The sequence below is a fragment of the Microvirga yunnanensis genome, assembly GCF_025460875.1.
Genome location: NZ_JAMXFI010000005.1, coordinates 24,095 through 37,088, shown reverse-complemented (window position 1 = coordinate 37,088; position 12,994 = coordinate 24,095). Strand labels below are relative to the sequence as shown.

Here is a 12,994-nt window from a genome sequence, read left to right as displayed (position 1 = left end):
CCGTGCGGACGGAAGCGATCCTTGCCGGATCAGAAGGCCCACATCCGGGCCGAGCGCTGCGCCGTGCGATCGATCGCGTCGGCGACGGCCCCCGGGGCCAGGTGATGGATCATGTGCCCCAGGCCCGGAAGGGCGATGAACTCGCTGTGCGGCAGCTCCCGGTGCAGACGTGCCGATTGGCGGCCCACATCGGCGATCTGGTCGTCGGCGCCGGTGATGATCGCGAGGGGCACCCTCAGCTCGGCATAATGCCGCTCCAGGTCCATCGCCGACGGCGTCATCAGGGCGGCATCCTCGGCGGCCGCGCGAAGCTGCCCGGGCCGCAGCATCAGCGCCTTCGGGAACTCGCGCTCGAAGCGCTCCGGCACCGACGCCGGCTGGAACACCCGCTTGATCATGCCGGGCAGGATCGCTCGTGCCACCGGCGGCGAGACGGTGTAGCGCATGACGTCGCCGATCAGGGGAATGGCCGGCGGCGAGAGCAGGAACGTGTCCGCCCGCAGGGTCGGATAGTAGTAGCCCGATCCCAGGACGAGACCACGAACGAGCTCGGGGGATTCCAGCGCGAGCGCCACCGCGACCAGGGTGCCCCAGGAATGTCCGTAGACCACCGCCTGCTCGACCCCCAGTCGGGCCAGGGCGCTCCTGAACAGCCGGGCATGGGCCCGGGGCGTCCAGAGCCGGCGCGGCCGCGCGCTGTAGCCGTAGCCGGGGCGGTCGATGACGATGACCCGGTACCGGTCCGCCAGACGGTCCACGAGGCCGCTGACGGTGAAATCCTGGATCATGGTGCCGTTGCCGTGGATCAGCACCAGCGGGCTGCCCCGCCCACGGTCGATGTAGTGCAGGCGCACGCCGTCCACCTCGAGGAAGCGGCCGATCGGCGGGTATCGACGCTCGGCCTCCCGGGCCTGCCAGCGGTTGTAGAGGGCCGCGGCTGCCAGGGCGGCAGCGCTCGCAAGGGCCGGCGCGAGCCAGCGCGGCGCCGTGCCGACGGCCCCTGTGCTCCACCGGCCGGCATCATCCGGCTCCCGAACCGGCCGATAAGCCACGGGAGCGCGATCGCGCACCAGGTCGGGCATCACGCCATCACCGCCCTCATGGCCATGTCGGCCGGATGAGTTCAGGTCGGCTGCTGTCTCCACGATGCGCATCCGCAATCTCCGCTCTGCTCGCAGTCGGGGAACGCCCGGGCCGGGAAAGGGTTGCTGCGCCGCAGAAAGGGCCGGCTCGAGCATCGGACCCACTTTTGGGTCCGATGCTCCCCTCTTGGCCGGCGCACCGTTCGGGCCCCTGTCTTGATCGCCCGGCCGAGCCACCACCCCGTCATCACCGGGCTTGTCCAATCCACCACCACGTCATCACCGGCCTTGTGCCGGTGATCCCGATTGTTCGAGGCGCGGCGCTCTTCCGATCGGGATGGCCGGCACAAGGCCGGCCATGACGTGGGGAGGGTGTCATCATCCGCTCACACCACCCTCTCACGTCATCACTGGGCTCGTCCCGGTGATCCCGATTGTCCGATGCTCCACTCTTGGCCGGCGCACCGTTGAGGGCGAAAAACCGGGTCCAATGTTCGCACGGTGCGCTCATGCGGCTTGGCTTCAGGCCAAAGCGGGATGGGAGGCTGGTCAGCCCGCTCTTACCAAGCCTGCCGATGGACCTGGACTGGCCGGCGACCGATGCCGCCCTCCGGTGTCGCGAGCATGCCGCGGTCGATCGCCTGCTCCAGGACCGTCGTGACGGCATCCTGCTCTCCGACGCGCACATGGTCCTCGAACGCCGAAGCCGCCGGAACAGTGAGGGTCCGGATATCGAACCGGAAGGGATCGGACGCGTATGCGCCATCGGGCGAGGTGGTGAAGATGTGGGATGAAGGCTGGTAGGTGACAGGATCGTCGAACTGGTACGTGCGATAGACCTTGATGCCTTCGTACTCCAGAAACACGTCACGATCAGTGTGGTGCGTCGAACGGGTCATCACGGTTGCCCCTTGCTTATTGTTGAGTTTGTGTGGACCTGTTGAGCCCCGATAGGGGCGGAAATGGGGCGCCTTCCGATCCGGGCGGGACGCCGGAGGGTCTATCCTCCCGACACTCGGCGCATGGCGTCAAATCCCCTCGCAAGATCGGCCTTGAGGTCGACAACATCCTCGAGGCCAATCTGCAGGCGAATGACCGGGCCCTCGCCCGGCCCGCGCAGAACGGTGCGCTCGCCTAGGTCCACGTGGAGCGCCAGGCTCTGAAATCCGCCCCATGAATACCCGAGGCCGAATAGCTCGAGGCCATTCAGAAAGGACCGGGCCTTCGCGTGGACGTCATGCGTCCCTCCGGTGGCCAGAACAAAGGAGAAAACCCCCGCCGCACCCTTGAAATCCCGCTTCCAGAGATGGTGCCCAGGGAAGCTCGGAAGAGCCGGGTGGAGCACACGCACGACGTCGTCGCAGGCCTCGAGCCATTCCGCGATCGCCAGGGCGCTCGCCTGATGACGCTCGAGGCGCACGCCCATCGTCCGCAGGCCGCGGAGAACCTGATACGCATCGTCCGGAGCGCCGCATAGCCCGAGCGCGCCGTTCGCCTGCTTCAGTCGCCTCCAGGCGGCGGCATTCGCGGAAGCCGTCCCCATCAGAATGTCGGCATGGCCGGCCGGATACTTGGTCGATGCCTGGATCGAAACGTCAACGCCGTAATCCAGCGGACGGAAGTTCAGGGGCGTCGCCCAGGTATTGTCCATGGTCACGATGGCCCCGTGCCGGTGAGCGACCGTCGCGATGGCCGGGATATCCTGCATCTCGAACGTGTTCGAACCCGGCGACTCCGTATGGACAAGCCTCGTGTTCGGCTTGAACAGCGCCTCGATACCGGCGCCGAGCGAGGGATCGTAATACTCGACCTCCACGCCGAACCCGGCCAGCATCGTGTCGCAGAAATGGCGGACATTGCCGTAGACGGTATCGACGATCAGCGCATGATCGCCGGCCGAGAGATAGGCCAGAAGCGTCACCGTGACGGCCGCGAGACCCGACGGCAGGAGGATGGTGCCCGCCGCACCCTCGAGTTCGTTGATGGCATGACAGAGAGCATCGGTGGTTGGCGTTCCACGCGTTCCATAGGTGTATTTCTGCCCATGCGTTTCCATCGTCCGGGCGTCGGGGAAGAGCACCGTCGAGGCCCTGACGATCGGCGGGTTGACGAAGCCGTGATAATCGAAGGGGCTGTAACCGGCACGGCTGAGCCGCGTGTTCGGGCCGAGGCCCACCGGATGATCGTCTTTGTCGTTCATCGATTCCATGCTGTTCTATCGGTACCCGGGAGTGGGTGGAGCGGGACAGGGATCGAAACCCGCGAAGGACCACGGCGGGCCGCCCGCTCTGTCGATGGCCCGGCCTCTGCTCGGGAATTCACGACGGCCTCGAGCGGCACCGGTCAGGACACCGCATGAAGCGCCGGGCTCGGCTGAACGGCGGGCGGCCCGGCCCATCCGAGTTCCGGCGCGATCAGGGTGACGAAGTCGGACAGGATCTGCCGGTACTCGTCCTGCTCGAACTCGTAGGGAAGCTCGAGCCGGAACTCGCTGACGAGCGGCACGATCGGATCGTTGGAGAGCCGCTCGAGAATCTCCTCCGACGTCCCCACGAGATCGCGTGCGAACAATGTCCTGCGTTCGCCCTGCGGCGAGAGCGTCCGGACGGAACGACCGGCTGCGTACTCCGCGTAGCGCCGACGGCTCACCGGATCGGCGCCGTCGGTCGGGACGACCACGCGGCCGAGCGCGACGCGCCTCGATCCCGGGGAGGCGCGCCGGAACGTCTCGATCAGGCGGGCCTGCGCGACGAAGAAATCGTCCGTTCCCTCACCGGAGATGACATTTCCCGTCAGGAGATTGACGCCCGTGCGCCCAGCCCATTCGGCTGAATGCCGCGAGCCGCCCCCATACCAGATCCGATCGATCAGCCTGCGGGCATGTGGTTGCAGACGCGGGCGCCGGGGCCCGAACGGTGTCCCGATCCGCGTCTCGTCATCCCCGAGATGGCCACCCCGCAGGTTGTCCATGAAGCGTGTCACCCGCGCATGGGAGAAATCGTTGGCTTGCCAGTCCCCATCGAAAACCAGGGGCGCCATCAGATCGGCGTGCGGAGGTCGCCCGGCGCTGATGCCGACATTCAGCCGTCCTTTCGACAGGACATCCACCGTCGACAGGTCTTCCGCAAGCCGAAAGGGGCTCTCATAGCCGATCGGGATCACGGCGCTTCCGAGCTGCATGCGGGATGTCCGCTGCGTCGCCGCCGCGAGGAACGTGCTTGCGGACGAAACTCCCGGCTCCAGATGCCGTTGACGGACCCAGGCGCTGTCGAAGCCCAGATGCTCGCCATACTGGAAAAGCTGGAGCGTCTGCTCCAGCCCATGCCATGGATCGTCGTCCGGGTAGTTGCCGGGCGCGAGGAAACCGATATGGCCGATGGATGGAAGGCGAGTGTTCATGCTGGCTGTCCCATCCGTCGATCAGAACTTCGGCAGGCCCGGCGGGTTGGTTTCCGAGCGTGGCAGGGCCTCGTCCTCCAGGGCCCAGCGGGCGAGCGCCTTTCCGTACTTGCCATTGGCGATCAGGGTGTTGGTCGCGAGCGTCAGCGCATCCACGAGGCCGCTGCCCTTGCGCGTGGCGATGGCTACATCGGATTTGTTCGGCCAGCCGGCGCTCAGCGTTCCCGCTCGGCGAATATTGCGGTCCCGAGCCGCGATGAAGACGAGCTGCGCGTGAGGCTGCACGATGACATCGGCACGACCGGACGCAAGGGCGACAAGCTGCGTCGGCTGATCATCATAGTATTGCAGTTCGAGCGGCTTCAATCCGCCGGCGACGTTCTGCTTGCTCCATTCCAGGAGGATCCGCTCCTGGTTGGTGCCGGCTCCGACGATGATCCGCAATCCGGCAGCGTCCTTCGGCTCCTTGATCGAGCCAATGGCACTGTCGCTCCTGACGTAGAAGCCGTGCAGGCCCTGACGATAGGTCGAGAAATCGAATTTTTCCTTGCGCTGCTCGGTCACGCCGACATTGGAGATGACCGCGTCGTATTTGCCCGACGCGAGCCCCAGGGGCCAATCGGCCCAGGCCACCGGAACGAGATCGAGCTTGAGTCCGAGGCTGTCTGCGATCAGCTGCGCGAAGTCGGCATCCGCGCCCACGACCGTCTTGGCATCCGTCGCGTAGGTTGCGAGCGGCGGCCCGCTTGGGCTGATGGCGACGGTGAACGTTCCCGATGCGACGAACTTGAAACCCTGCGGGATCGCCCTGACGGCGTTCTCGTCTCGCTCTGCCCTGATGCGGCCGGCCTGCTCCGGGCCCAGGTCGAACGCGGCTTGGGCGAACGCGGCTTGGTCGAACGCGGCTTGGGCGAGCGCGGCTGTGACGGTCAGGGCCGACAGGGCTCCTGCGGCCAGCAGCGATGCGACGGCTCTGCGTCTTGATATCATGATGGTCCCTCGCTTGTACGGTCTGATAGAGTGATGCCTGGTGCTGCTGGCGGGCTCAGGTCTTCGGCAATCCGGGCGGGTTCGTCTGCGACCTTTCGATGGCCTCCGGCACCAGGTTCCAGCGTGCGAGCACCTTGGCGTAGTTGCCGTTCTGGATCTGCGTGTTGATCGCCTGCGTGATGGCCTCGGCAAGACCTGCTCCCTTGCGGGTTGTTACGGCGATCTCGGCAACGAGCGGCCACCCGCCGCTGAACGTGCCGACGAGCTTCGTCTTGCCGTCCTTGGCGGCTTCGAAAGCAGACAAGGCGTTGGGGCCGAGATAGGCGTCGGCGCGCCCCGACTGGATCGCCAGTCCCCGCACGACGTCGTCGTCGTAGTATTGGATGTCCACCGGCTTGAGCCCCTGCGCCACGTTCTGCTGGTTCCATCGCAGCAGGATCTGCTCCTGGTTGGTGCTGGCCCCCACGATCACCCGCAGACCGGCGACGTCCTTGGGCTCCTTGATGCTGAGGGTGCTGTCCGCCTTCGCGTAGAATCCGAGCTCGTCCTTGCGATAGGTCGAGAAGTCGAACTTCTCCTTGCGCTGCTCGGTCACCGTCACGTTCGAGATGACCGCGTCGTATTTGCCCGACGCGAGGCCGAGGGGCCAATCCGCCCAGGCGACAGGGATGATGTCCAGCGTCAGGCCCAGGCTGTCGGCGACCAGTCGCGCGATGTCGGGATCGGATCCGATCACGGTCTTGGTATCCGTCGCGTAGGCACTGAAGGGGAGCCGGCCGGCTGCGATGGCCACCGTGAACACGCCCTCCTTGGCGAGTTTGGCATTCGGCGAAAGGAGACGGATCGCGGCCTCGTTCCGTTCCGCCCGCGGCCGCCCCGGCTGCTCGGGACTGAGATCGATGGATTGAGCGGAAGCCATTGCTCCGGAAAGGCTCAGCGCAAGGGCTGCAAGCAACGTTCTGACGATCATGATGTTTTCCCTGGGTTGTCTCAGAGGACCTTGGCGAGGAACTCGCGGGTGCGGTGATGCTGCGAGGCGTTGAAGACCTGCTCGGGCGTCCCGACTTCGAGAATCCGCCCCTGCTCCATGAAGACGACCTGATCGGCGACCTCACGGGCAAATCCGATCTCGTGCGTCACGATGACGAGCGTCGTGCCGGAGCGCGCGAGTTCCTTGATGACGGCGAGCACCTCGCCGACAAGTTCAGGGTCGAGGGCGGAGGTCGGCTCGTCGAAGAGCAGAACCTTCGGCCTCATGGCCAGAGCTCTGGCGATGGCGACGCGCTGCTGCTGCCCGCCGGACAATTGGCGCGGATAGGCCTCGGCCTTGTCGCGCAATCCGACGCGGGCGAGGAGTTCGTGAGCCTCGGCCACCGCTTCGTCCCGCGTGCGGCCACGAACGCTGATCGGTGCCTCAATGACGTTCTCGAGGGCGGTGAGATGGGGGAACAGGTTGAAGTTCTGGAACACCATGCCGACATCGACGCGGCGCTGCAGGATCTCGCGTTCCTTCAGTTCGTACAGGGTGTCGCCCTCCCGCCGGTAGCCGATCAGTTCTCCGTCGATGGCGATGAAGCCGTCGTCGACCCGCTCCAGGTGGTTGATCGCCCGCAGCAATGTCGACTTGCCGGAGCCGGACTGCCCCAGGATGACCGTGACGCTGCCGGCCGGAATGTGGAGGCTGATCCCGTCGAGAACCTTGAGCGCGCCGAAGCTCTTGCTGACGCCCTCGATGCTCACCTCGCCGCCTGCTGCCACAAGGGCCGCCAGGCTGGCGGAAGACGCTCGCTGCGCACCGGAGGCGGCCGAATGGGGAGCAGCCTGCGCGGCTGCCGCAGCGGGCCTCGGACGCGAGAACCGGTTAAGGGCCGCCGTCACGAGCGACGGTGGCGGATTGCGGAGCGCGCCCTTGGAGTAGTGTCTCTCGATATGGTGCTGGATGAACGACAGAACGCTCAGGATCACCAGGTACCAGACCGTCGCCACCATCAGCAGAGGAATGACCTCCAGGTTGCGTCGGTAGATGATCTGGATCGTATAGAACAGTTCCGGCAGCGCCAGGATGTACACCATCGACGTGCCCTTGGCCAAACCGATGATCTCATTGAACCCGGTCGGCAGGATCGCCCGCATGGCCTGCGGCAGAACGATCCGCGTCGCCTGGCGTGACTTCGGCAGTCCGAGCGCCGCGGCCGCCTCGAGCTGGCCCTGGTCGACCGACAGGATGCCGCCACGGATGATCTCGGAGCAGAATGCCGCCTGATTGAGGGTGAGGCCAATCACGGCGGCGGCGAACGGCGTGAGCAGCTGGGTCGTCTGGTACGAGAAGAACGAAATGTCGGTGAACGGGACGCCGAGCGTGATCGTCTCGTAGAGATAACCGAGATTGTTGAGGATCAGCAGCAGGACGATCAGGGGGATCGACCGCAGGAGCCAGACATATCCCCACGAGAGGGAGGCCAGGAGCGGCGATCCGGACACCCTTGCAAGGGCCAGGCCCGTGCCGAGGAGAAAGCCGAATGTGGCACCCAGCGCCGTCAGCAGGAGCGTTCGCCCGAGACCCGCCAGAACGGGCTCGGCGAAGAACCATTCCGCGAAGACGTCCCAGCCCCAGCGCGGGTTGGAGAACACCGAGTTCAGGATCGCGAAGATCACGACGAGGGACAGGACCGTCCCGACCGTGCGGGCCGGGTATTTCGCCGGGACGATCCGGAGATGGGCCTTGCCGCCGAGGGGGATTCCTCCGGGCGCGACATCGACTTGCCTAAAGGCTGGTACCAGGGTCATGAATGTGCCTCCGTGTCGGACCGGGCTTCAGGCCACGGATGTTGCGGCTGGCGCGCGTTGACGCCGGCTCGCGAGAGTGACCACCTTCGGCACCAGCTCCTTCTCGAACGGCAGGATCTTGTAGATCTCGGGATCCAGAGTGACGTCGAAGCGCGGCGTGTAGCCCATGGTCAGGTACAGTCCCTTCGCCTCAGGCTGGCGAAATCCCGTCGTCAGGAAGATGCGGGTGTAGCCCTGGCGGAGCGCCTGGGCTTCCAGCTCCTCCACGACACGCCGCGCCAGGCCCTGCCGGCGGGCCTTCTCGTGCGTCCAGATTCGCTTCAGTTCCGCGGTGTGCTCGTCGTAGCGCTTGAACGCGCCACCCGCGATGGCGGTCCCGTTGCGCAGAAGCAGGACGAAGTTTCCCTCCGGGGGAGCAAACAGGGCCGCCGGATACCGGCGCATCTCCGCACCCGGCTCGTCGCCGAAATAGGTGCCGTAGCGCGTGGCGTATTCCCGAGTGAGAGCTTCAATGAGCGGGCGGGATCGCTCGTCGTCCGGGGAGGTGTAAAGGAAGGTGTCCGTCATGAGATCGCTCCGGATTCACTGGAGGAAAGCGCCGGCAAGTCCGGCCCAATAGGCGGCTGCCGGTGCCAGGATGGCGTCGTTGAAGTCGTATCGCGGGCTGTGCAGGGCGGCGCTCTCGCCGTTGCCGACGAACAGGAATGCCCCGGGCCTTTCTTCGAGGAAGAAGGCGAAGTCCTCGCTCGCGGTCCGCGGCCGGAAGGCTTCGGCGATTCTCTCCGGGCCGAACTGGGCCAGGGCGACCCCGTGCGCCAGCCGGGTCTCGCGCGGATGGTTCACGACGGGCGGGAACCCGCGCCGGTAATCGACCTCGGCCCGCGCGCCGAAGCTCTCGGCCTGCGCCCTGGCGAGAGCCGGGACGCGGCTCTCCAGGATCCTGCGGACCGCCGGCGTGAAGCTGCGCAGGGTCAGCTTCATGTCCACGCTGTCGGGAATGATGTTGGACGCCGTGCCGCCATGGATCGACCCGACCGTGACGACCGCCGCCTCCAGCGGGTCGACGCCGCGCGAAACGACACTCTGAAGCGCCGTGATCAAGGAGGCTGCCGCGACCACCGGGTCCACGGTCTCGTGCGGGGAAGCCCCATGGCCGCCCTGTCCGATCACGGTGACACGAGCCTGATCCACGGCCGCCATCGCCGGACCCTCGATGAAGCCGAACTGTCCCGCGCCGAGCCCCGGCCAGTTGTGCAGCCCGAACACCGCGTCGCAGGGAAAGCGCCCGAACAATCCGTCGGCGATCGTGCGCCGCGCGCCGGCGCCGATCTCCTCGGCGGGCTGAAAGATCAGGTGAAGCTCGCCGGAGAACGCGATGTCGTCCGCCACGGCCTTCGCGGCCGCGAGGAGTATCGCCGTGTGCCCGTCGTGACCGCAGGCATGCATGATTCCTTCATGCCTGCTGGCATAGGGCAGTCCCGTCGCCTCCTCGACCGGCAGGGCATCCATGTCGGCCCGGATCCCGAGGCGCTTCCCGCCGGATCCCCGCCGGAGCGATCCGACGAGGCCCGTTCCGGCCAAGCCCCGCGCCACCTCGTATCCCCAGGAGGCGAGATGATCGGCGACGAGCTCACTCGTGCGCCGCTCCTTGAAGGCAAGCTCCGGGTGGCGGTGAAGATCGCGCCGGATCGCCACGAAGGGATCGAGTTCCACACCCTCCCCCATTGCGGCCTCCGTGCCGGATGCGGGAGGCGCCTCTTGATCGGCCAGCAGGGTCATGACGCCACCGCTTCGTGCCGCGCCGCGCCCTCGGCGGCGTAGCGGCTCTCGCGAAACGGCAGCCCGAGATGATCGCGCAGGGTCCGCCCCGTGAGCGTGCGATCGTAGACGCCCCGCTCTTCCAGGATGGGGATGACGTGACGGACAAAGTCGTCGAAGCCCTCGGCAATGACCGGAAAGCCGAGGATGAACCCGTCGGCCGCCTTCTCGTCCACCCGACGGATGATTTCGTCCGCGATCCGGTCGGGCGTGCCGATGAAGTCCGTCCGAGGCGTGGCGGCATCCAGCGCGACCTCTCGCAAGGTGAGCGCCTTGGCGCGCGCCTCCGCCTTGATGCGGTCCGTGGTCGACCGGAAACTGTTGCGGCCGATGTCGCCGAGATCCGGGAATGGCCCGTCGAGCGGGTAGGCGCTGAAGTCGTGGTGATCGAAATAGCGCCCGAGATAGAGGAGAGCCTCGTCGATGGTGACGAGATCACGGATCGCCCGGTACTTGGCTTCGGCCTCCGCCTCCGTCGCTCCGACGACAGGTCCGATTCCCGGAAACACCAGCACATCGTCGGCCTGCCGGCCATGCGCCACCGCGCTCGCCCGCACCTGGCGCCGGAACAGCTTGGCGTCCTCCAGATTCGTGCCGTTCGTGAAAACCGCATCCGCGTGCCGCCCGGCGAGGCCGATGCCGGCGTCGGACGATCCGGCCTGAAAGATCACGGGCTGCCCCTGCGGCGAGCGCGCGATGTTGAGCGGCCCCTCCACCGAGAAGAAGCGGCCCTTGTGGCCGAGCGTGTGAAGCTTCGCCCGGTCGAAGAACACGCCGGTGGCGCGGTCCCGCACGAAGGCGTCGTCGTCCCAGGAATCCCACAATCCCTTGGCGACATCGAGATACTCGTTGGCGATCTCGTAGCGAAGGGCATGCTCGGGGTGCGGGCGGCCGTAGTTCAGGCCGGAGCCCTCCAGCGGCGATGTCACGGCGTTCCAACCGGCGCGGCCCTGGCTGATCAGATCGAGGGATGCGAATTGCCGGGCAATCGTGAACGGATCGCTGTAGGAGGTCGAGACCGTGCCGACGAGACCGATCCGCGAGGTCACGGCCGCGAGAGCCGACAGCACGGAGATTGGCTCGAACCGATTGAGGAAGTGCGGGATCGACTTCTCGTTGATGTAGAGCCCGTCCGCCACGAAGGCGAAGGCGATGCCGTTCTCTTCCGCCTTGAGGGCCGTCGCACGGTAGAAGTCGAAGTTGACGCTCGCATCGGCGGGGCCGCTCGGGTGCCGCCATGCATTCATGTGTCCGCCGGGTCCCTGCAGCATGATGCCGAGTCTGATGTGCTTGCGCGACATGGAGTTCTCCTTGTGAAATCAGGCAGCCGCCGCAGGGGCGCCGATGGCCAGAAGCTCGATGGAGTTGAACCGCTCCGCCGGGCTTGCGACGGGCGTGTCGAGGATGAATTCGCGGATCCCGAACTCGCGGGAGAGTTGATCGAGCTCCCGGTGCACCTGCGCCGGAGTGCCGGCGACCACGCGCGGACGCCGCTCCTCGATGCGGTAGGATGCGGCGCCCGCCTGGCGGGCGAACTCCGCGGCCTGCTCCTCGGTGCCGAGATTCACGCTCTGCCCGGTATCCAGTTCGACCCGCACGATCTTCAGGTCGGCCACCTGGCGCTCGGCCTCCGCCGACGTGCGCGCCGCCAGGGTGGCGAGAGCCAGAACGGGCGCCTGACCGCCGCTCGCCTGCCGGTAGGTTCCCAGGATCTCGGTCATCGCCTTGCGGTCGCCGTTCAGGTGGCCGGCAAAGACGAAGGCCCAACCGTGCTTCGCCGCGAGAAGCGCGCTCTCCTGGCTCGCGCCGAGCAGGAACCGTTCGGGCGCGAAGGTCGGGGTGGGCTTCGCAGCGGCGCCATGAAGGGGATGCCCCTCCGGCGGCCCCTCTGTCAGGAAGAGTTCGAGAAGCGCAAGCTCGTCGGCGAAGTCGGACGCGGAGCGTCCATTCGCCAGAGCCTTCGTAGTCTGCGGGAAGCCGCCCGGGGCCTTGCCGACGCCGAGGTCGACGCGGCCGGGTGCCAGGGCGGCCAGCAGATTGAAACTCTCGGCCACCTTGTAGGGACTGTAATGCTGCAGGAGCACGCCGCCCGATCCGACGCGGATCCGCGTCGTCTGCGCGAGAACAAAGGCGGCGAGGAGTTCCGGCGCGGAACTGCCGAGGCCAGGGAAACCGTGATGCTCTGCGACCCAGAACCGGTGATATCCGAGCGCCTCCGCGCGGCGCGCGAAATCGACGGTCCGCGCGAGCGCGGCTTCGGCGATGTCGCCGGCGGCGAGAGGGCTCTTGTCGAGCAGGCCAAGGCGATAGGTCATTGGACGGCCCAGGCGGAGCGGCGCAGGATTTCCGCGCCGCGCGAATGCGTCGCGAGAAGACCCGCGAGTTCGTCGGCTGCGGCGCACAATCGCGAACGGATGCCCGCATCCGTCACGACATACCCGGCGCCGTCCTCCGCCGCTTCGAAGTCGGCATCCGACGCATAGACGGCCGTCGGAAGGGTCAGGGCGGCAAAGAAGCCGAAGAGAGGCCGGAGCGCATGCTCGACGACGAGCGCGTGACGGGCCCCTCCACCCGTCGCGGTCAACGCGACCGGCTTGCCGGCCAATTGCTCGGGAGCGATGAAGTCGATCAGGTGCTTGAAAAGACCCGTATAGGCGCCCTTGTAGACCGGCGTTCCGACGATGAGCGCGTCCGCACCCTCGATTTCATCGACGATGCGGGCCGCCGGCAGCGGCAGCTCGCTGCGCGCCAGCGCGGAGCCGAAGCCCGGGCCGGCATCGAGAATGTCGTAGCTCTTCAGCTCGATCGACGCCCGGCGCCCCACCTCTGCACCGAGCGCCTCGGCGAGGCCACGGCTGCGCGAAGGGCGGCGGATGTTTCCGGAAATGATGACGACGCGAGGCCGGCTCATGGGGCAA

Annotated in this window: 12 protein-coding genes; all 12 read right to left on the bottom strand. The window is 66.8% G+C overall.

The features are described 5' to 3' along the window. Positions 1-29: 29 nt before the first annotated feature. A complete protein-coding gene (locus tag NF876_RS03975; RefSeq protein ID WP_315974998.1) occupies positions 30-1,154 on the bottom strand; it encodes an alpha/beta fold hydrolase in 1,125 nt (374 codons plus the stop codon). 488 nt (positions 1,155-1,642) lie between these two features. Then, positions 1,643-1,981 (bottom strand): hypothetical protein, encoded by a 339-nt coding sequence (locus NF876_RS03970; protein ID WP_262267550.1) that lies wholly within the window; start codon positions 1,979-1,981, stop codon positions 1,643-1,645. 101 nt (positions 1,982-2,082) lie between these two features. After that, positions 2,083-3,282, bottom strand: a complete 1,200-nt coding sequence (locus tag NF876_RS03965) for a cystathionine beta-lyase (protein WP_262267549.1) — start codon at positions 3,280-3,282, stop codon at positions 2,083-2,085. A gap of 143 nt (positions 3,283-3,425) precedes the next feature. Further along, positions 3,426-4,481 (bottom strand): LLM class flavin-dependent oxidoreductase, encoded by a 1,056-nt coding sequence (locus NF876_RS03960; RefSeq protein WP_262267548.1) that lies wholly within the window; start codon positions 4,479-4,481, stop codon positions 3,426-3,428. Between the two features lie 21 nt (positions 4,482-4,502). After that, complete coding sequence (locus NF876_RS03955) at positions 4,503-5,471, bottom strand: ABC transporter substrate-binding protein (protein WP_262267547.1); 969 nt, start codon at positions 5,469-5,471, stop codon at positions 4,503-4,505. 55 nt (positions 5,472-5,526) lie between these two features. Further along, entirely contained in the window at positions 5,527-6,441 is a 915-nt protein-coding gene (locus tag NF876_RS03950; RefSeq protein WP_262267546.1) for an ABC transporter substrate-binding protein, read from the bottom strand. 20 nt (positions 6,442-6,461) lie between these two features. Beyond that, on the bottom strand, positions 6,462-8,258 hold the full coding sequence (locus NF876_RS43090) for an amino acid ABC transporter permease/ATP-binding protein (protein ID WP_315974997.1): 1,797 nt from the start codon (positions 8,256-8,258) through the stop codon (positions 6,462-6,464). A 27-nt stretch (positions 8,259-8,285) separates the two neighbouring features. Next, positions 8,286-8,825 carry a GNAT family N-acetyltransferase gene (locus NF876_RS03935; protein ID WP_262267545.1) on the bottom strand — a complete coding sequence of 180 codons (540 nt, stop codon included), beginning with the start codon at positions 8,823-8,825 and terminating at the stop codon, positions 8,286-8,288. A gap of 15 nt (positions 8,826-8,840) precedes the next feature. Next, entirely contained in the window at positions 8,841-10,037 is a 1,197-nt protein-coding gene (locus tag NF876_RS03930) for a M20 aminoacylase family protein (RefSeq protein WP_373696619.1), read from the bottom strand. Beyond that, positions 10,034-11,377, bottom strand: a complete 1,344-nt coding sequence (locus tag NF876_RS03925; protein WP_262267544.1) for an LLM class flavin-dependent oxidoreductase — start codon at positions 11,375-11,377, stop codon at positions 10,034-10,036. The genes NF876_RS03930 and NF876_RS03925 overlap by 4 nt, the downstream gene beginning before the upstream one ends. 18 nt (positions 11,378-11,395) lie before the next feature. Continuing rightward, a complete protein-coding gene (locus NF876_RS03920) occupies positions 11,396-12,391 on the bottom strand; it encodes an MsnO8 family LLM class oxidoreductase (RefSeq protein ID WP_262267543.1) in 996 nt (331 codons plus the stop codon). Next, positions 12,388-12,987 carry an NAD(P)H-dependent oxidoreductase gene (locus NF876_RS03915; RefSeq protein ID WP_262267542.1) on the bottom strand — a complete coding sequence of 200 codons (600 nt, stop codon included), beginning with the start codon at positions 12,985-12,987 and terminating at the stop codon, positions 12,388-12,390. Before NF876_RS03915 ends, NF876_RS03920 begins: the two co-directional genes overlap by 4 nt. Positions 12,988-12,994: the final 7 nt, after the last annotated feature.

Coding starts and splice junctions, on each gene's coding strand:
- NF876_RS03975 (WP_315974998.1), bottom strand. CDS start 1,154: ATGCGCATCGTGGAGACAGCAGCCGACCTGAACTCATCCGGCCGACAT.
- NF876_RS03970 (WP_262267550.1), bottom strand. CDS start 1,981: ATGACCCGTTCGACGCACCACACTGATCGTGACGTGTTTCTGGAGTAC.
- NF876_RS03965 (WP_262267549.1), bottom strand. CDS start 3,282: ATGAACGACAAAGACGATCATCCGGTGGGCCTCGGCCCGAACACGCGG.
- NF876_RS03960 (WP_262267548.1), bottom strand. CDS start 4,481: ATGAACACTCGCCTTCCATCCATCGGCCATATCGGTTTCCTCGCGCCC.
- NF876_RS03955 (WP_262267547.1), bottom strand. CDS start 5,471: ATGATATCAAGACGCAGAGCCGTCGCATCGCTGCTGGCCGCAGGAGCC.
- NF876_RS03950 (WP_262267546.1), bottom strand. CDS start 6,441: ATGATCGTCAGAACGTTGCTTGCAGCCCTTGCGCTGAGCCTTTCCGGA.
- NF876_RS43090 (WP_315974997.1), bottom strand. CDS start 8,258: ATGACCCTGGTACCAGCCTTTAGGCAAGTCGATGTCGCGCCCGGAGGA.
- NF876_RS03935 (WP_262267545.1), bottom strand. CDS start 8,825: ATGACGGACACCTTCCTTTACACCTCCCCGGACGACGAGCGATCCCGC.
- NF876_RS03930 (WP_373696619.1), bottom strand. CDS start 10,037: ATGACCCTGCTGGCCGATCAAGAGGCGCCTCCCGCATCCGGCACGGAG.
- NF876_RS03925 (WP_262267544.1), bottom strand. CDS start 11,377: ATGTCGCGCAAGCACATCAGACTCGGCATCATGCTGCAGGGACCCGGC.
- NF876_RS03920 (WP_262267543.1), bottom strand. CDS start 12,391: ATGACCTATCGCCTTGGCCTGCTCGACAAGAGCCCTCTCGCCGCCGGC.
- NF876_RS03915 (WP_262267542.1), bottom strand. CDS start 12,987: ATGAGCCGGCCTCGCGTCGTCATCATTTCCGGAAACATCCGCCGCCCT.